Origin of the sequence: Pseudomonas putida (assembly GCF_002906855.1) — a bacterium.
In the GTDB taxonomy this organism is placed as follows: Bacteria; Pseudomonadota; Gammaproteobacteria; order Pseudomonadales; family Pseudomonadaceae; genus Aquipseudomonas; species Aquipseudomonas putida_N.
The window spans coordinates 1,994,279-2,012,253 of the sequence record NZ_MINI01000028.1 but is presented as its reverse complement, the minus strand read 5'-3'; the positions used below and the strand labels follow the sequence as shown (position 1 = coordinate 2,012,253).

Annotated in this window: 20 protein-coding genes and 1 pseudogene; 7 read left to right on the top strand and 14 right to left on the bottom strand. The window is 62.3% G+C overall.

All coding sequences use genetic code 11. The features are described from left to right. Nucleotides 1-11: 11 nt before the first annotated feature. The 3 genes from BGP85_RS09815 to BGP85_RS09805 form a co-directional block, all read right to left on the bottom strand. A complete protein-coding gene (locus BGP85_RS09815; protein WP_374755314.1) occupies nt 12-830 on the bottom strand; it encodes a quaternary amine ABC transporter ATP-binding protein in 819 nt (272 codons plus the stop codon). Nucleotides 831-841: 11 nt separating this feature from the next. Then, nucleotides 842-1,693 carry an ABC transporter permease gene (locus BGP85_RS09810; RefSeq protein WP_103446979.1) on the bottom strand — a complete coding sequence of 284 codons (852 nt, stop codon included), beginning with the start codon at nt 1,691-1,693 and terminating at the stop codon, nt 842-844. A gap of 75 nt (nt 1,694-1,768) precedes the next feature. After that, a complete protein-coding gene (locus BGP85_RS09805; protein ID WP_103446978.1) occupies nt 1,769-2,737 on the bottom strand; it encodes an ABC transporter substrate-binding protein in 969 nt (322 codons plus the stop codon). Between the two features lie 102 nt (nt 2,738-2,839). On the opposite strand from BGP85_RS09805, the gene BGP85_RS09800 reads away from it, so the two are divergent. The 3 genes from BGP85_RS09800 (at nt 2,840) to BGP85_RS09790 (ending at nt 5,301) form a co-directional block, all read left to right on the top strand. Next, entirely contained in the window at nt 2,840-3,754 is a 915-nt protein-coding gene (locus BGP85_RS09800) for a LysR family transcriptional regulator (protein ID WP_103446977.1), read from the top strand. Nucleotides 3,755-3,955: 201 nt separating this feature from the next. Continuing rightward, nucleotides 3,956-4,651, top strand: a complete 696-nt coding sequence (locus BGP85_RS09795; RefSeq protein WP_103446976.1) for a 3-oxoacid CoA-transferase subunit A — start codon at nt 3,956-3,958, stop codon at nt 4,649-4,651. A gap of 8 nt (nt 4,652-4,659) precedes the next feature. Continuing rightward, the gene (locus BGP85_RS09790) at nt 4,660-5,301 is read left to right on the top strand and encodes a 3-oxoacid CoA-transferase subunit B (RefSeq protein WP_103446975.1); all 642 of its coding nucleotides are present in this window, start codon (nt 4,660-4,662) and stop codon (nt 5,299-5,301) included. Between the two features lie 67 nt (nt 5,302-5,368). Here the strand turns inward: BGP85_RS09790 and BGP85_RS09785 are convergent, their stop codons facing one another. From BGP85_RS09785 to BGP85_RS09750, 8 genes are all read right to left on the bottom strand, one after another. After that, nucleotides 5,369-5,908: a cytochrome b gene (locus tag BGP85_RS09785; RefSeq protein WP_103446974.1), complete on the bottom strand. Its 540-nt coding sequence runs from the start codon at nt 5,906-5,908 to the stop codon at nt 5,369-5,371. A 134-nt stretch (nt 5,909-6,042) separates the two neighbouring features. Then, the gene (locus BGP85_RS09780) at nt 6,043-7,407 is read right to left on the bottom strand and encodes a sensor histidine kinase (protein ID WP_103446973.1); all 1,365 of its coding nucleotides are present in this window, start codon (nt 7,405-7,407) and stop codon (nt 6,043-6,045) included. Beyond that, a complete protein-coding gene (locus BGP85_RS09775; RefSeq protein WP_103446972.1) occupies nt 7,404-8,066 on the bottom strand; it encodes a response regulator in 663 nt (220 codons plus the stop codon). The genes BGP85_RS09780 and BGP85_RS09775 overlap by 4 nt, the downstream gene beginning before the upstream one ends. 2 nt (nt 8,067-8,068) lie before the next feature. Further along, nucleotides 8,069-8,710 (bottom strand): tetratricopeptide repeat protein, encoded by a 642-nt coding sequence (locus BGP85_RS09770; protein ID WP_103446971.1) that lies wholly within the window; start codon nt 8,708-8,710, stop codon nt 8,069-8,071. Then, the gene (locus BGP85_RS09765) at nt 8,707-9,513 is read right to left on the bottom strand and encodes an SDR family oxidoreductase (RefSeq protein ID WP_103446970.1); all 807 of its coding nucleotides are present in this window, start codon (nt 9,511-9,513) and stop codon (nt 8,707-8,709) included. Before BGP85_RS09765 ends, BGP85_RS09770 begins: the two co-directional genes overlap by 4 nt. Continuing rightward, complete coding sequence (locus tag BGP85_RS09760) at nt 9,500-10,180, bottom strand: TenA family transcriptional regulator (RefSeq protein WP_103446969.1); 681 nt, start codon at nt 10,178-10,180, stop codon at nt 9,500-9,502. The genes BGP85_RS09765 and BGP85_RS09760 overlap by 14 nt, the downstream gene beginning before the upstream one ends. An 8-nt stretch (nt 10,181-10,188) precedes the next feature. Further along, the gene (locus tag BGP85_RS09755; protein ID WP_103446968.1) at nt 10,189-11,652 is read right to left on the bottom strand and encodes an AMP-binding protein; all 1,464 of its coding nucleotides are present in this window, start codon (nt 11,650-11,652) and stop codon (nt 10,189-10,191) included. Continuing rightward, a complete protein-coding gene (locus tag BGP85_RS09750; RefSeq protein WP_103446967.1) occupies nt 11,642-12,319 on the bottom strand; it encodes a thermostable hemolysin in 678 nt (225 codons plus the stop codon). Before BGP85_RS09750 ends, BGP85_RS09755 begins: the two co-directional genes overlap by 11 nt. Nucleotides 12,320-12,568: 249 nt before the next feature. Between BGP85_RS09750 and BGP85_RS28680 the strand changes: the two genes are divergently transcribed. Next, the gene (locus tag BGP85_RS28680) at nt 12,569-12,823 is read left to right on the top strand and encodes a hypothetical protein (protein ID WP_146048972.1); all 255 of its coding nucleotides are present in this window, start codon (nt 12,569-12,571) and stop codon (nt 12,821-12,823) included. A gap of 103 nt (nt 12,824-12,926) precedes the next feature. Here the strand turns inward: BGP85_RS28680 and BGP85_RS09745 are convergent, their stop codons facing one another. The 3 genes from BGP85_RS09745 to BGP85_RS09735 all read right to left on the bottom strand — a co-directional run bounded on the left by BGP85_RS09745 (nt 12,927) and on the right by BGP85_RS09735 (nt 14,766). Next, nucleotides 12,927-13,355 carry a DUF6691 family protein gene (locus tag BGP85_RS09745; protein ID WP_103446966.1) on the bottom strand — a complete coding sequence of 143 codons (429 nt, stop codon included), beginning with the start codon at nt 13,353-13,355 and terminating at the stop codon, nt 12,927-12,929. Between the two features lies 1 nt (nt 13,356). Beyond that, nucleotides 13,357-13,794: a YeeE/YedE family protein gene (locus BGP85_RS09740; protein ID WP_103446965.1), complete on the bottom strand. Its 438-nt coding sequence runs from the start codon at nt 13,792-13,794 to the stop codon at nt 13,357-13,359. Nucleotides 13,795-13,887: 93 nt separating this feature from the next. After that, nucleotides 13,888-14,766, bottom strand: coding sequence for a universal stress protein (locus BGP85_RS09735; protein WP_103446964.1), 879 nt, complete (start codon nt 14,764-14,766; stop codon nt 13,888-13,890). A gap of 162 nt (nt 14,767-14,928) precedes the next feature. On the opposite strand from BGP85_RS09735, the gene BGP85_RS09730 reads away from it, so the two are divergent. The 3 genes and pseudogenes from BGP85_RS09730 (at nt 14,929) to BGP85_RS29200 (ending at nt 17,970) form a co-directional block, all read left to right on the top strand. Then, nucleotides 14,929-15,825: a universal stress protein gene (locus BGP85_RS09730; protein WP_103446963.1), complete on the top strand. Its 897-nt coding sequence runs from the start codon at nt 14,929-14,931 to the stop codon at nt 15,823-15,825. Nucleotides 15,826-15,956: 131 nt separating this feature from the next. Beyond that, nucleotides 15,957-17,761: pseudogene (gene ftsH, locus BGP85_RS09725) on the top strand (ATP-dependent zinc metalloprotease FtsH). A gap of 83 nt (nt 17,762-17,844) precedes the next feature. Continuing rightward, nucleotides 17,845-17,970: a hypothetical protein gene (locus BGP85_RS29200; RefSeq protein WP_258035851.1), complete on the top strand. Its 126-nt coding sequence runs from the start codon at nt 17,845-17,847 to the stop codon at nt 17,968-17,970. Nucleotides 17,971-17,975 lie beyond the last annotated feature (5 nt).

The window sequence follows — 17,975 nt, the reverse complement described above, 5'->3', positions numbered from 1 at the left end:
CACGCGGTTCCTTAATGCGAAGCTACGCGGCGCTGCACGAATCGATCGACGTAGTCGTCCGCAGGCTGGTAGAGGATTTCCTTCGGCGTGCCGACCTGGATCAGGCGACCGTCCTTGAGAATGGCGATTCGGTTGCCGATGCGCACCGCTTCGTCCAGGTCGTGGGTGATGAAGACGATGGTCTTGTGCAGGGTCTTTTGCAGTTCCAGCAACTGGTCCTGCATTTCGGCGCGGATCAACGGGTCGAGCGCACTGAAGGCTTCGTCCATCAGGATGATGTCGGTGTCGGCCGCCAGGGCGCGGGCGAGGCCAACGCGCTGGCGCATGCCGCCCGACAACTGGTGCGGGTACGATTTTTCGTAACCCTTGAGGCCCACGGTGGCGATCCAGTGCAGGGCGCGCTCGGTGCAGGTGGCCTTGCTCTCGCCACGGACTTTCAAGCCATAGGCGACGTTGTCCAGCACGGTGCGGTGCGGCAACAGGCCGAAGCTCTGGAACACCATGCTGATCTTGTGCCGGCGGAATTCGCGCAGGGCGTTCATGTCGTACTGCAGGATGTCTTCGCCATCGACCAGGATCTCGCCGCTGGTCGGATCGATCAGGCGGTTGAAGTGACGCACCAAGGTCGACTTGCCCGAGCCCGACAGGCCCATGATCACGAAGATCTCACCGCTGCCGATGGACAACGAAAGGTCGTTGACCCCGACCACGCAGCCGGTTTCGGCCAGCACCTGATCCTTGGGTTTTTTCTCGCGGATCAGCTTCAGGGCATCCTCGGCGCGCGCCCCGAAAATCTTGTAGACGTTCTTGACTTCGATCTTGTTCATCATCTGCTTGGCGCTCATTTGCCCACCCCATGCCGTGGCCGGCCATAGGCCTGGGTAATGCGGTCGATCACAACCGCCAGAATCACGATGGCCAGGCCCGCTTCGAGGCCGCGGCCCACGTTCAGGGTCTGGATGCCGACCAGCACGTCTTCACCCAGGCCACGGGCACCGATCATCGAGGCGATGACCACCATCGACAGGGCCATCATGGTGGTCTGGTTGATACCGGCCATGATGCTCGGCAACGCCAGTGGCAGCTGCACGCCGAACAGTTGTTGCAGGCGATTGGCACCAAAGGCATTGATCGCCTCCATGACCTCGCCGTCCACCTGGCGAATGCCCAGGTCGGTCAGGCGAATCAGCGGCGGCGCAGCATAGATGACGGTGGCAAAGATCGCCGGCACCTTGCCCAGGCCGAACAGCATCAGCACCGGAATCAGGTACACGAAGCTGGGCATGGTCTGCATGATGTCGAGCAGCGGCATCAACACCGCCCGCAGGCGATCGTTGCGCGCCGACAGGATGCCCAGCGGAATCCCGACCAGCACCGATATCAGCGTGGCCACCAGCATCAGTGCCAGGGTCTGCATCAGCTTGTCCCAGAGCCCTACCGCCCCGACCAGGAACAGCAAGCCGACGATCACCGCCGTGGGTACGATCTTGCGGGTGGCGTGCCAGGCAATACCACCGACGACAGCCAGCATCAGCCACCAGGGGGTTGCGCGCAGCAGGCCTTCTAGGTTGACGATGGCCCACAGCAGGGTGTCGGAAATGTGCCGGAACACGTCACCGTAGTTGGTGACCAATGCGTCGACCCAACCATTGACCCAGTCGGCAATGGAAAACGTAAAGTTCTTGGGAAACATGAAGTTCTCTCGAGCAAGTGCTTGAAGCGGACTGCTGTATGGCGTGCCCGGCAGCCGCCGGACCCGCTCACACCCTCAGAGTGCCGCGTCTACCTTTTTGGCTGCGTCTTCGCTGACCCAGCTGTGCCAGACTTCGGGGTGCTCCTTGAGGAACAGCTTGGCCAGCTCTGGCGACTCGATACGCTCCTTGCTCATGCGCCCCAGGTTCTGGTTCAGCAGGTCGATCGGCAGGTTGACCTTTTCCAGCACCGCCACCAGCTCCGGCGCTTGCTCGTGGAAGGTCTTCGATACGCCCACCTTGATGGTCACGGACTTGTCCACGCCGGGTTTCTCGTCCAGCTTGACCAGGTCGGCCTGACCCATCAGCGGGGTTGGCGACCAGTAGTAGAAGAGGATCGGCTCGCCACGCTTGTAGCTCGACAGCACGGCGGCATCCAGTGCCGGGCCGGTGCCCGGGCGGAAGTTGGTGTAGGTGTTTTCCAGGCCGTAGCGCTTGAGCATTTCGCTGTTGTCCAGCTCGCAGGTCCAGCCAGCCGGGCAGTTATAGAAGCGGCCCTTGTCCGGTTCCTCCGGATCCTTGAACACCTGAGCGTATTGGCCCAGGTCGGCGATGTTCTTGAGGTTCGGTGCCTTGGCTTCGAGCTTGCGCTTGGCATCGCCTTCGATCACATAGCGCGGTACGTACCAGCCTTCGACCGCGCCGACCACCGGCGAGCCGACGCCGACGACCTTGCCGGCAGCCGCCGCCTTGTTCCAGACCTCGCTGCGCCCTACCCACTCTTCGGCAAACACCTGAATATCGTTGCTGCTCAGGGCGTTTTCCATGGAAATGGAGTTGCCCGGCAGGCTGTCGGTTTCGCAGCCATAGCCATTTTTCAGTACGAACTGCATCACATCCGTGAGCAGCATCCCGCTTTCCCAGTTCAAACCGGCGAATTTCACCGGCTTGCCAGACTCGCACCAACCGGCCGCCTGGCTGGCGCCAGCGGACGCCAGCAGCCCGAAAGAAAGAGTCGTGGTCAGCAGAGCCTTTGTAATTGTCATTGTGACGCTCCCAAACATGATGATCACTGCGCAGGAGAAATATTTCACAACAAAAAAAAAGGATAAAATAATAAGTCCTGATGCATCACAACGGAAAAACCTATGAAGTTCACCCTGCGACAACTTCGCTATGCACTCGCAGCGGCCAAGCACGGCAATCTGACCACTGCCGCCATGGAGCTTCATGTTTCACAACCATCCATCTCGGCCGCCATCACCGAGCTGGAGGAGGTATTGGGGCAAGCGATTTTCATCCGCCAACGGGGCCTGGGCATATCGCTGACCCCGTTCGGGCGTACCGTCATGGTCCAGGCCCGGCGCGTGCTGGCAGAGGCTCAGACCTTTGCCGAAATCCACGCCAATGCCGGCGAGTGCGTCGGCGAACTGGTGGTCGGCTGCTTTGAGGACCTGGCGCCCTACTGCCTGCCGCAAATCGTGCGGCGGATGCAGGAGTCCTGCCCAAGGGTCACCGTCGACATGCGCGATGGCAGCTTCGATTACGTGGGCAAGCGCCTCAGTGAAGGGGCGATCGAATTGGCAATCACCTACGACCTGGGTTTGCCGCCGAATACGCAAACCACCGAGCTGTGCCAGCTGACCGCTCAGGTACTGCTGGCGGCCGATCACCCGTTGGCCAAGGAGCCGCGTGTCAGCCTCAAGGCGCTGGCCGAATACACCCTGGTGGTCACCGATCAGGCGCAAAGCTGGCAGCATGTGCTGGACCTGTTCAGCTTTTACGACCTTTCACCCGCCGTTGTGCACCGTGTGCGTACCTTCGAATTGCAGCGCAGCCTGGTCGCCAATGGCTTTGGCGTGGCGCTGATCTACACCCGGCCATTTGGTGATCGCAGTTACGATGGACAAGCGCTGGTCTGTCGCCCGACCGAGGAAAAACTGCCAACCCACAGCATCGTCCTGGCCCACGACCAGCGCTATCCGCTGACGCCTTCGGCTGAAGCGTTCAAGGCGTTGGCGGTGGCTTGGTTCGCGGAACGACCGTCGTTTGCATCCGAGTAAACGCCCGTCATCCGGGCCGGTCATAAATCGCACAATTGTTCGGTAATCGCACAAATTCCTCTCCACCCTCTCTACTGTTGCACTGTATTGCGGCACGCTATGGACAAGTCAGCACACAACGCCAACGCGCTGAATGGCCCCACCGCGTCAACACGCGGCCAGGTCGACAATCCATACTCCAGGAAGAACCAGGAGCTCGCTGTGATCAATAAAACGTTTGAGTCCATCGCCAGCGCGGTGGAAGGGATAACCGACGGTTCGACCATCATGGTCGGTGGCTTCGGCACCGCCGGGATGCCGTCCGAACTCATCGATGGCCTGATCGCCACCGGTGCCCGCGACCTGACCATCATCAGCAACAACGCCGGCAACGGCGAGATCGGCCTGGCCGCCCTGCTGATGGCCGGCAGCGTGCGCAAGGTCATCTGTTCCTTCCCGCGCCAGTCTGACTCCTACGTCTTCGACGAACTGTACCGCGCCGGCAAGATCGAGCTGGAAGTGGTACCGCAAGGCAACCTGGCCGAACGTATCCGCGCAGCGGGCTCGGGCATCGGTGCGTTCTTCTCGCCGACCGGCTACGGCACCCTGCTGGCCGAAGGCAAGGAAACCCGTGAGATCGACGGCCGCCAGTACGTGCTGGAAATGCCGCTGCACGCCGACTTCGCGCTGATCAAGGCGCACAAGGGTGACCGTTGGGGCAACCTGGTGTACCGCAAGGCCGCGCGCAACTTCGGCCCGATCATGGCCATGGCGGCCAAGACCGCCATCGCCCAGGTCGACCAGATCGTCGAGCTCGGTGAACTGGACCCGGAACACATCATCACCCCGGGTATTTTCGTCCAGCGTGTGGTCGCCGTTTCGGGCGCTGCCGCTTCTTCGATCGCCAAAGCTGTCTGAGGCCTGCCATGACCATCACCAAAAAGCTCTCCCGCACCGAGATGGCCCAGCGCGTGGCCGCAGACATCCAGGAAGGCGCGTACGTCAACCTGGGCATCGGCGCCCCGACCCTGGTGGCCAACTACCTTGGCGACAAGGAAGTGTTCCTGCACAGCGAGAACGGCCTGCTGGGCATGGGCCCAAGCCCGGCACCGGGCGAGGAAGACGATGACCTGATCAACGCCGGCAAGCAGCACGTGACCCTGCTCACCGGAGGGGCCTTCTTCCACCACGCCGACTCGTTCTCGATGATGCGTGGCGGCCACCTGGACATCGCCGTACTGGGCGCCTTCCAGGTATCGGTCAAGGGCGACCTGGCCAACTGGCACACCGGCGCCGAAGGTTCGATCCCCGCCGTGGGCGGTGCGATGGACCTGGCCACCGGCGCCCGCCAGGTGTTCGTGATGATGGACCACCTGACCAAGTCGGGCGAAAGCAAGCTGGTACCCGAGTGCACCTACCCGCTGACCGGCATCGGTTGCGTCAGCCGCATCTACACCGACCTGGCCGTGCTGGAAGTGACCACCGATGGCCTGAAAGTGGTAGAGATCTGCGCGGACATCGACTTTGAGGAGCTGCAGAAGCTCAGTGGCGTGCCGCTGATCAAGTGAGCCACAACACCTGACCGTATGCGGCCGCAAGGCCGCATACGGTCCCTGCGACAGCCCGCGAGCATATTTACCCCGGCAACATACGCTTGAGGGTGTTGTCCTTGATCCAATAGTGATGCAACAGGCCTGCACAAGCATGCAGCCCGATCAGTGCATAGCCGGCATTGCCAACCAGCTCATGCCAGTCCTTCAGCGTCCTCGCCAGCGCGGGATCCACGGACAACGGCGAAGGCAGGTTGATGCCCCAATAAGGCAGGGGTTTGCCTGCAGCAGCCAGCATCAACCAAGCCAAAAGCGGCGTAGCGATCATCAAGCCATAGAGTGCCAAGTGAGTGACGCTGGCCATCGCCGCCTGCCAGACGGGAGGCTTGGGCACAATGGGTGGTCGAGGAATGAGCCGCCCCAGCAGGCGCACCCAGACCAGCACGAATACAGCAATCCCCAGCATTGCGTGGCCACCCAGCAGGGGAGCTTTGAGCGCGTGCCCCTTGGGTAACGCCCCGCGCAGTTCGACACAGGCATAAACGCCGACGAACAGAATGACCATGCTCCAATGCATGATGATGGACAGGCGACCATAGCGGTCAACTCTTGATGCGCGCTGCATATCCATGACCTCAGATAACTGAAAGAGATATCCGTTGCCATGAGACTTCAATGAGCAGGCCACTGCCGGCAACCGGACAGCGCCAAGTTGCCAACTCAAGCTTAAGGAAGTCTGAAGTGAGACAGACGGTTGCCTCAGGCCAGAGGCAACGACAGGGTGGCTGCCAATCCACCACTGACTCGGTTCTCGAGATGCACCCGCCCGCCAAGACGGTCAATGATGGTAGCCACGATGGACAACCCCAGGCCGGCACCATTAGGGCTGTTACGGCTGTAGAAACGTTCGAATACGCGTGATAGCTCAGCTGCTTCGATACCCGGCCCCTCATCCTCGACAATCAGCTCGAAACGCTTTTCCAGGCGCCTGAGCAGCACCGTGATGCGCCCTCCCGGGGGCGAATGCTCTACCGCGTTGGAAACCAGGTTCTGCAGCGCAATCGTCAACGCACCGGCATCAATGGCCAGATGGTGGTCTCCCTCGCCAATATCCAGCGAAGGCTCAAGGCCACGGTCGAGTATCCACGGAGTCAGTTCGGCCAAGGTGTCGGTGACGACCTGGGCCAGGTCGACCTGGGCAGTAGCGCGTTGCCCTAGCCGAGGCTCGACACGGGCCAGTGTCAGCAGCTGATTGACCACCCGGGTCAGCCGATCGACGCCGCTAATGAGAAAACCCAGTGCCTTGTGGCGCTCGGCCTCGTGACTGGCTTCCAGCGCGTTCTGAGCGTGCAATCGCAGCACTGCCAGCGGTGTGCGCATCTCATGGGCGGCATCGGCAATGAAACGATGCTCACGCCGCAGCAAGTCCTCGATCTGCGCCAACAGGCGGTTGATGGCTGCCTGCATGGGCTCAAGCTCTGAGGGCAGCGGTACCAACTGCAGCGGCTCCAGCGAATCGGCGTGCCGCCCGCGGATGACATTGGCCATGTTCTGCAACGGCCGCAGCCCCCAACCGATGGCCGCCCAGACCAACAGCACCAAGGCCAGGCTACCGAGCAGGAACGGGAACAAGGTGTGGCGAACAATCCGGTCTATCAAGTCGTAACGGACATCGTCACGCTCGCCGACCCAGATCACCCAGTTTTTCTCCGGCACCGGCAAAACGAAGCCACGCCATTGCTTGTCGCCGCTTGAAAAGTCGTAGAAACCTGGGGTACTGGGCAATGGATCAAGCCTGGGTGCACTCGGTGTATGCACCAGTAGCACACCACCCTCCCCCCAGACTTGAAACGCCAGCTTGCTTTCGTAAGGGTGCCCAACCCGGTGACGACCAGCCTGCCCCAGTGCTGCGTCGAATGCACGGTACATGGCATCGCGGGCCCCCTCCTGCACAGGCATGCTCAAGACACCCTGCAGCAAACGCGCGTTCTGGGCGAGGTGCGCGTCATACACCTCGTTAATCTCATGGCGGCTGTCGTGGTAGTTGTAGAGCACCAGCAGGCCAGTGCCAACCAACATCAACAACATGACCCGCCACAGGGTGCGTTGACGCAGCGAGCTCATGCCTTGACCTCGACCAGGTAGCCAATGCCGCGGACCGTGCGAATCAGGCCATTGAAGAGTTTCTTGCGCAAGTGGTAGATGTTCACCTCCAGCGTATTGCTCTCGGGCTCCTCATCCCAGCCATAGAGCAGCTGGGTCAGGCGTTCACGGGTGAATACCTTGCCGGGTTGTGCCAGCAACTCATGCAACAGTCGGTATTCCTTGGGGGTCAGAATGACTTCGAGGCCGTTGTAGCGTACTTGCTGGGTGGCAGGATCGAGGCTGACACCGGCATGTTCGATCAGCACCGTCGCACGCCCGGCGCTTCGTCGCAGCAGGGCACGCAATCGGGCCTTCAATTCGTTGAGGTCGAAAGGCTTCACCAGATAATCATCAGCACCGGCATCCAGACCGCTGATGCGATCATCGAGGGCATCCCGCGCGGTGAGGATCAACACCGGCAGGCTGTTGCCCCCGGCCCTCACGCGCCGCAACACTTCGATACCATCCAGGCGGGGCAAGCCGAGATCCAGGATCACCAGGTCGAACGCCTCATGCTGCAACGCATGCAAGCCACTCACGCCATCACGCAGCCAGTCGAGCGTATAGCCCGCCTGACGCAAGCCGTCGCAGATACCTTCACCCAGCGCAATATCGTCCTCAACCAGCAGCAGCCGCATGTTCAGTCCTGTTTGTCCTTGATGGCCTTGAGTAAAGCATCGATATCGGAGCGACGTCCCTGGTCTGCGAGTTCACGCCCGGGCCGTGGCGGCGCCTGCAAGGCTTTCTGCAAGGCGGCGGTGGCTTCAGGGTAGCGCTTTTGCCGATACAGATGATCGGCCCAGAAGTAGTTGCTGTCGATGCCGTTGGGGTTGATCTGCAGGGCTTTGCGCAGCATTTTGTCGGCCATTTCAGTGTCTCCAAAACCGATCGGCCAGCCTGGCACCTGGTCGTAGAGCGTGCCCAAACTGGTGTAGGCCGAACCTTGCAGGGCGTTGGGGTCCAGCTTCATGGCCTGCTCCAGGCTGGCTTTGGCGGCCTTGACCTTGCCCAGCGCGCCAAGGCCACCAACGGCACCCGCCCAGCTGCTGTGGATGATGCCCTCCCAGATCAACGGCTCAGGCGTGCCGGGGTACTGATGAACGAAGGCAGTGGCATCGCTGGCCAGCTTTTCAAATGCGTCGGCGCGTTTTTCCTTGGGCAACTGGTACTGGATCTGCGCCCAGCGCTGTTGCAGATCGCTCAGGTGTTGCGTGCCTGCCGGGTCCAGTGCCCAGCTGAAGGGGGCGAATGCCAGTAAGCTGGCGATCAACAGACGCTTCATTTGCTCGACTCCTTGGAATGGCTACCGATGTAGCGGCGAATAACAGGCAGTTGCTTGCGCAGCGCACGGTCGACCACACCCGGCAACATGCCATTGATGCGCACGAAGAGCTTCTCTGGCCAACCCAGGTAGAGTTCGCTGCGCTCTGACTGCACGGCCTGGAGCACCGCGCGGGCGACGTCGGCGGGATCGTCCATGCCGACTTTCAGCGCCTGATTGAGCGCCGTCGCGGCGCTGCTGTTCATGGCTGTGCGGGTGGCCCGCGGCGCGGCATACAGCACATTCACCGTGGTGTCGGCCAACTCGCGCCGCAGCGCTTCGGAGAACCCCCGCAGGGCGAATTTGCTGGCGCAATAGCTGGCGTAACCAGGGTAACCAATCGAGCCATAGGTGGACCCGACATTGACCACCAGCGCCTTGGGTTGCTCGCGCAACAGCGGCAGGCAGGCGCGGGTCAACTGCAGTGGCGCCTTGAGGTTGATGTCCAGCAACTCGTCCAGGGCGTGCTCGTCCAGCTGATCAAGCAAGGCGAACCGGTTCACGCCAGCGGCGTTGATCAGCACATTGACCCCTCCCATCTCACGGGCCCGACTGATGACCTGCTCACGACCGTGCGGGGTGCGCAGGTCAGCCGTCTGCCAACGCAAGCGATCCGGATAGCGGTTCATCAGGCCCGCCAGCTTGCCCAGGTGCCGGCTCACCGCCAGCACCCTGGCCCCGGCTGCGCAAAGCTGCTCTGCCAGTTCCAGCCCAATACCGCCACTGGCACCGGTCAGCACAACCACCGACTCAGACAAGCGCATGTTGCACCTCCGCGTGGCCCGCACGCGGCAAGCCTTCGAACATGTCGGTGTACAACCGGTACACCACCTTGGCGGCGTGTATCACCGCCTGATGGTCATCGACCTCCTCCAGTCGGTCCATCAGCCGCTTGTAGGTAACCATGTGCTCCTGGTCCAGCGCGCCGTGGGAGCTCAGGTAGCTGAACGCGCTGTCCGGCAGCCCCAGGCTGCTCTGAATGGAACCGGCGGCATGGGTGGCCAGGGCGATGCTGGTGCCCTCGAGGACGTTGACCATGCCGAACAGCCCCACCGGATTTCCCCGGGCGATGAGGTCGTACAGGTAGGCGACCATCAGCTCGATCGGCAATGCCGGCCGGCCGTCACGCACCGCCTCCCAGTCACCGCCGCAGGCCTTGATATCGTTGAGGATCCACTGCTCGTGGCCGTATTCCTCCTCGATGTACTCGCAGACGGCGCCGCGCAACCATTCCAGGCGCGAGGGCAAACGCGCGCCGCAGGCCATCATCAGTGGCACGGTGTGGCGCACATGGTAGTAGGCCTGGGTCAGGAAGGCGATATAGCTATCCCGGCTGACCTGGCCGGCCAAGGCTTCACGAATCACCGGCACCGCGAACAGGACCTGGCGTTCGTGGCTGGTTTGCAACTGCAGGGTGTCGAAAAATGACATGACGAACCTCACAACAAAATGTCGGACAACAGGGTGTGATAACGCTGCAGGATCGCCTCACGTCGCGGGCGGCCATTGGCAGTCAGGGTGTCTTCGCCAGGCGTCAGTGGGCCTGGCAGGCGCCGCCAGGCATGCACTCTGGCGTAGTCGGGCAAGGTGGCATTGCTACGCTGCACGGCCTGCTCGATGGCCTCGTCGGTGGCCGCCGGATCAAGTGGCCAGAGCAATGCCAGGTTGCGCGCAAGCCCTTCGCCGTGCACGAACGCCTGGGCGATCACACCGCTCTGGGTCAGCTCGGCTTCCACCCATTCGGGATTGACGTTGCGACCAAAGCTGGTGATGAACTGGTGTTTCTTGCGCCCGTTCAGATACAGGTAACCGTCGTCGTCGAAGTAACCGAGGTCCCCCGTGGCCCACCAGGCCGACGAGGTGGGTAACTCCCCAAGGTAGCCAAGCAGAACGGAGCCGCTGACGAGCACTTCGCCGTCGTCGGCGATTCGCACCTGAACATGAGGCAACGGCCGGCCGACGCTGCCCCGGCGCATCGCCCCCGGGCGGTTGAGCGCCACTACCGAGGCACACTCCGACAACCCATAGCCTTCGAAAACAGGCAAGCCGATGGTCTCGGCCCGCGCCAGCAGTCCGGGCGATACCCGGGCCCCACCGACCGCGACGAAGCGTAGCGAGCCAACCCGCATCAGGCCCTGCTCGATCGCCGTGACCAGGCCCATCAACAGCTGTGGCACCAGGATCAGGCTCTGTGCGCCGCTCAAGGCGATGGCCCCGAGCAAGCGCTTGAAATCGACCTGGCTGGCGCCGCCCATACCCAGTTGCGCCTGTGGGTAGAGCAACACGCTGGCCCCTGCCATGAGTGCGGCGTAAACACCCAGGTTTTCCAGCAGTACGCCCAGCGGTAAAACTGCCAGGTAGCGCCGGGGTTCGGTAGGCCGGCTGGCCATCTCCAGTTCATGAGCGACGCGCAACATGGCATCGGCGCCCAGGCAAACGCCTTTGGGCGTGCCCGTGCTGCCAGAGGTATAGGTGACCTTGGCAGTGCCCTCAGGCAGCACCACCGGTGTTGCCAGATCGCGCGTCCAGAATGCCTCCTGCTGCACGAAGCCCAACTGGCTGAAAACGCCCTCCCAGGCATGCTGGCAAAGCAACAGGCTTGCGCCGCACTGCTCGATGCAGTGGTGCACCTGCGCCGTACTGAAGAACGTTGGCACGATCACGCAAGCTCGCTCCGAGACCAGTGCCGCGAGGTCCCAGAACAGCAGTTCCGGACCATTATCCAGCGCCAGGATCAACACGCCGGCGCGTTGTTCGCTCAAGGCCTTGGCGCGCAGCCAGACCTCGGTCAGCAATTGCTTGTAGGTGAACCGCTCGTTGGCGCCTTCCACGGCCAGGGCATCACCGCGCTCACGGCCAAGGGCAAGCAGCAGCTGTTTGAAGCGTTCCAGTTCATGCAGCATGGCCGGCCTCCTCGTTCAGCGCAGGCAGCCCCAGGCGCCGGAACACACCTGCCGACTCCAGGCGCTCGAAGCCCTGGCGGATATCGCCGACGAACACTTGCGGATGCTGGTCGTAATAGCCACCCCAATGCTCAGCTGGCTCGTCCAGCCGGCTCGGATCGGCCCGCGCCACCACGGTCGGCACCAGGCCCAGGCGCTGGAAACTGTTGATCAGGGTTGAGGCCCCGGTGAACGCCACCCACCGCAGCTCTCGCGTAGCAAGCAGCCAGGTCACGGCGGTGATCATGACGCGGGCGCTTCCGGCACTGAGCGAGGCAAGATTGCCGACCTCAACCATACATTCGCGTGCCAACGTCACACCTGCTACCCGAGAAATCGCGCTTTCCAGGGGCTCATCCAGATAGCGCTCAAGAAACAACGGACCGCTGCTGGCCGTACGCATCCCTACCGCGGCGATCAGCCGCCCATGGCTGTCCCGCAGGGCCAGCAATTCCGGCAGGTAATGATGGACATCTGCATGGTGGACATTGGCAAAACACTGATGAATGAAATGTTCAAGTTCACCACGACCCTCATCGTCATGAACGTGCAGGGACAAGTGGGCGTGATGGTCAGCATGGGTGCCGATGGGCAATGGGAGCAGGCTGCTCCATAGGGTTTGATTCATAAAGCTCCCCCCGACTGGGTTGGTCAGGGCGAGTATCCGTGGCGAATCTGAAGGGAGTCTGAAGCTGAGTGAAAAGCGCCAGTTCACCTGAAGATGCTGTCGAATTAATGCGGTGATTTGATCAAAATCAAACGCAGGGTCCGCGCAACGCTCAATGTGCCTGTATGGAACCACTGCCTCGGAAAACCCGGCAGCTAATGGCAAGGAGCGGCTCTTCCACATCTGGATTCTTTCTGCGAGGTACGGTCCATGAAAAGCGCACGAAAACTGTTTGCCATGGCTTTGGCGGTGTCACTGGTAGCTCCAGGTTACCTGCTGGCCGCCACCGATACCGGTACCACGACACCACCGGCCGCATCCGCCTCGAAAGCAGGCAAAACCACCGGCCATGAAAGCTATAAGGAACACGAAAAGCATAAAAAACCCACGACGTCTCATGAAAAAAAACACATGACGCCGTCTCAAGGCAAGCCCAGCGACTCGGGCACCATGCCCGCCCAATAGCCTGTCCCCGCCAGCCGAAACCGCCCGCGCGCGCGTAACGCCCCGTGGGCGGCCTGGCACTTCAAAAAAGCGCTCAACTGGCTCGGCCTGGTCGCGGCGCGCTTTACACCTGGCGGCTTTTGCCGAGGACTTCCAGCCCGTTGAAAAGCGCCATGCCAGCCAGCATGGCGGCCACGAACAGCCAGCCTTGCCAATAACCGCCGCCCAACAACACCAGGGCCGGTCCCGGGCACACCCCGGCAAGCCCCCAACCAATGCCGAAGGTCAGGCTGCCACCGACCAGCCGGCGATCAATGTCACGCCGGGCCGGCAACTGCATCGCGCCGCCGAACAAGGCCACAGGGTGCCGACGCGCCCAGGCCATGGGTAGCAAAGCCGCTCCGATGGCGCCCACCATGACCAGTGCCAGCGACGGGTCCCACTGCCCGGCGAGATCAAGAAACCCAAGTACTTTGGCGGGGTTCGCCATACCGGACAGCAACAAACCCATGCCGAACAGCAACCCTGCGATGAACGCGCTGATCCCGGTCATTTCATGCTCCTGAGTAAAGATGGCGAACCACGAATACGGTGGCAAAGCCGGCCGCCATGAAACACAACGTCGCCACCGCCGAGCGCGGGGATAGGCGAGACAGGCCGCACACCCCATGGCCACTGGTGCAGCCGCTGCCGTAGCGGGTACCCACGCCCACCAGAAGCCCCGCGACCACGAGCAACCAGGGGGCCGTACTGAAATGCACCGGGGGCATCGCTGAGAACACCCGCCACAGAAGTGGTGCGGCGATGATACCCAGCAAGAAGAACAGTTTTTCGCCTCGCCCTTCTCCCACGCGCTGCAACAGCGAGCCGAGCAGACCGCTGATACCGGCAATGCGCCCGTTCGCCACCACGAACAGCCCGGCGGCCAAGCCGATCAGTCCCCCACCTGCCAATGCCGACCACGGCGTGAAGGCAAACATATCTACAAACATCTCAGCGCCCCTCTCGAACCGAAGAATTGAACCGCTTCCATCTTAACGCTGTGCTTGGGTGACGGTTTCCGTGCAAAGGAAATAACCCGGCATTCAGCGGTAGGGTGTGGGCTTGATGGTCAGGATGCTGCATGGCGCATGACTGATAAGCCGCTCGGTGGTATCGCCGATCAGCTTGGCCCACCGCCTGGCCTGCACGGCACCGACCACCACCACATCGGCCCCCAACGTAGCGATATGGGACTTGATGACGCGCAACGGCGCACCTTCGCTGAAAAACCGATGGCTGTGGGCGATGCCATGGGCATCGGCCAACGCATCGAACGGCAACTGCAGTGATTCACGCACTTCGTCCGCCCAAGGGCCGGCGAGGTCTGGGTTGGCCAGCATGGCGATTGGCAGGTCGTAAGCCGAAAGTAGCTGCAGCTGGGCCTGGCATTGCTTCGCCAGTTGCTGACCGGCCACGACCAGCGCGTCATTGAGCGGCGAGGGTTGGGAGACATCCACCGCGACCAGCACGTTACCTGGCATGGTCGGGGCATCGGCCGGCACGAACATCAACGGCACCTCGCTCGCATGCAGCAACACCTGATCAAGCGAGGTCCGGGCCAGCTGATCGATCAGGGAACAGCCGGAGCAGCCCTTGATCACCAGGTCAGGCGCGTAGCGGGCAATGCAGGCCGGCACCAGGTCGCGGGGATCGGTGGTTTCCACGGCCTCAAAACCTGGGCGTGCTCCCCTCGTCAGCTGCTCGTCGAGCAACGCCTTGAGCTCTGTGCTGAAGTGCACGAAGGAAACGGAAGGCAGCGGGGTGGCCTGCAACTCGTGGCGCACACGCAGTTCGCCGGGTTCATGGATACCCAGCACGTGCAGGGCAGCACCAGACGCCGCAGCCAAGGCCATGGCCCGGGACAGTGCGGCATTGGCCTGGACCTCGGTCATGATCAGCAAAATCCGGCGATAGGGGTTCATCGGGCACCTCCAGGCGCGGCTGTTGGTTTGCGTATGCTTTTCATTATCGAAGCAGTTGCCGGTTCGTTCTTGATAAAAATCAAGGCCCCCAGGCGCTAGCGCGCCACCCTACGCCTGAGCCCGTGTACCGTCATTGCGGCGGCCATCGCTGCGGAGGTCATCATGAACGCTTTCACGCGACTGCTACTGATCTGCCCCCCGGACCTGCACCCCTCGCCGGCCCTGGCGCGCGCGCAGGCGCTGGCCAAGGCCACAGGCGCCACCTTGCACCTGGTAGTGCTGAGCCAACTACCGTCACGCCTGACCACCCTTGACCAGGTGCTGCGCAGCAGTGCCCGCAAGCAAGACGCCGAGCACCGCGCGGCATGGCTGAACGAGCAGGCAAAGGCGCTTGGCGAGCAGGGCATTACCGCCTATGCCGAAGCGCTGGATGACGATGATCCACTCAAGGACCTGATCCGCCTGGCGCAGTTGCACCGTGTGGAGATGCTGATTAAGGATATCCGCCACGAAACCGTCGTCAGCCGTGCCCTGCTCACACCTCTGGACTGGCAGTTGCTGCGCCGTTGCCCGATTCCGTTGCACCTGGTAGCTCAGGCTGACTCGGCACTGCCTGCGCGAGTGCTGGCGGCGGTGGACCTGGTCGAACACGACGCAGCAGTGAACAAGTGCAACGACCGTATCCTGCAAGCGGCACAGGTGCTGGCGCAGCGCTGCAGGGCACAACTGCATGTGCTCCAGGCCTATGAACCCAGCCCCAGCTTCATCGCCTACGCCGCCGCACCCGTGGCATGGACCCGCGAAGTGATCGAAGACTTGACGGGTAGAGCGCGGGAGCGCCTGACCCGGTTCGCCGGCCACTACGGCATCAAGCCGGACCACTTGCACCTGATACGCGGGGCTGCCCGTAGTGCCATCAGCGAATACGCCAACCAGCATGGCTTCGATGTGGTCGTCATGGGCACCCTTTACCATGAAGGCTTGGCCAAGATCATCGGCAGTACCACCGAGCAAACCCTGCACAAGGTGCATTCGAGCATTCTGGCGATCCACGGTTGATTGGCCGCCGGTGCCATGCCGCCGCTTGCCGCAAAGGCCCGGAAAGGCCTGTTCACCGGGTTTGACCTTTATCAATCGCACTGGCCGGCACAAGGGTAGAAACAAAGGCTCAAGGCACAGGAGAGATGGCCATGAACAAGGATCAGCCCTGGAGGCTCTACTTCCTGGCAGTCGGCCTGGCGGTGCTCGCTGCCGTGCAATTTGGCGTGTTCAACCAGCCGGCCGTGCAAGCCATCCCTTACAGCCAGTTCCTGCAATTGCTCGATCAGCAGAAGGTAAGCGACCTGCATATCGAGCACGACCGTATCCTCGGCAGGCTGCAGGAACCGATCGATGGCCATTCGGTGTTCTCCACCGTGCGCGTCGACCCGGCACTGAGCGAGCAGCTGGGGCGCTCGAGCGTGGCATTCACTGGCGTCGCCGAAGACAGCACCGTGGCGACCGTGGTGGGCGCGTTGATGCCGCTGTTGATGATGCTGGTGCTGTGGTACTTCCTGTTTCATGGCCTGGGGCGTCACACGCGCGGGTCTATGTCGAACATGATACCCAGGTGACCTTCGCCGACGTGGCCGGTATCGACGACGTCAAGGGCGAGCTGACCGAGATCGTGTCCTTCCTGAAAAACAAGGCGTGGTATGCGCGCCTTGGCGCCCATGTGCCCAAGGGCACGTTGCTGGTAGGCCCACCCGGCACCGGCAAGACCTTGGTCGCCAAGGCCATCGCCGGGGAAGCGGCGGTGCCGTTCTTCTCGATCTCCGGCTCGGAGTTCGTGGAGATGTTCGTCGGCGTGGGTGCCGCGCGGGTGCGTGACCTCTTCAACCAGGCACGCCAGGCCGCACCTTGCATCATTTTCATCGACGAACTGGATGCCCTGGGCAAGATGCGCGGCGTCGGCAGCTTTGGCGGCAATGACGAGAAGGAACAAACCCTCAATCAGTTGCTGGCCGAACTCGACGGCTTCGACCCGCGTGAAGGCGTGGTGCTGCTGGCAGCGACCAATCGCCCGGAAGTCCTGGACCCGGCGCTGCTGCGTGCCGGGCGCTTCGACCGGCAGATTCTCATCGACCGGCCCGACCGCAAGGGCCGCCTGGCGATCCTGAAAGTCCACCTGCACAAGATCATTTACAAGAACGACCTGGACTGCGAGCGGATTGCCGAGATTACCCCGGGCCTGACGGGCGCCGACCTGGCCAACCTGGTCAACGAGGCGGCCATCGTCGCTACCCGGCGCTCCAGCCAGTGGGTCGAGTTGCAGGATTTCACCGCTGCGGTCGAGCGCCTGGTGGCGGGTGTCGAGCGCAAAGGCAGCGTGTTGCGCAGCGACGAGCGCCAGGTGGTGGCGTACCACGAAATGGGTCATGCCCTGGCCGCCAGCAGCCTGCCGGCAATGGACCCTGTGCACAAGGTGTCGATCATTCCCCGCGCCGCGGGCTCATTGGGCTACACCCTGCAACGACCAACCGATGACCGCTACCTGATCAGCACGCAGATGCTGCGCGACCGCCTTGTCGTGCTAATGGCCGGGCGCGCCGCCGAACATCTTGTGTTCGGCCAGGTCTCCACGGGTGCCGCCGACGACCTCGGGCGCGCCACCGACATCGCCCGCCAGCTAGTCACCCGCTTCGGCATGAGCCCGGTGCTGGGCCAAGCGGTTCTTGAGCACCAGCAAGCCGGTTATCTGGGCGACTCGGTGTTGCGCCAGGAGCGCAAGGACTACTCCGAGCAAACCGCGCGCGAGATCGACCTCGCTGTCCGTGGCTTGCTCGAAGAGGCCTATGGCCGCGCCGGGGCTTTGCTGGAGCAGCGCCGCAACGACCTGGATGCAGGCGCGCGTCTGTTGCTGGCCAAAGAGACCATCACCCCGGAAGAATTCCCGGCGTTGCAACCACAGGCCAATGAGCCCGCCACCTATGTGTTGCTCGATGCCACGAAGTGAACCGTCAATCCTGGCCAGGGTACCCGCCATGCTCTCTGTGACACTGATCAACATGCAGGTGGTGGTACTGGTGGTGATCATTCATGTATCAGGTCGCCGACATGGGTGGCGACGAGGGGCAGCCCCGTTTGACCTTTATCAACAGCGTGGCGGCCCATTTCGCCAGCCGGTTTGATCCTGATCAAAATGCCGGACTGGCCACGGCCTAGGCTGT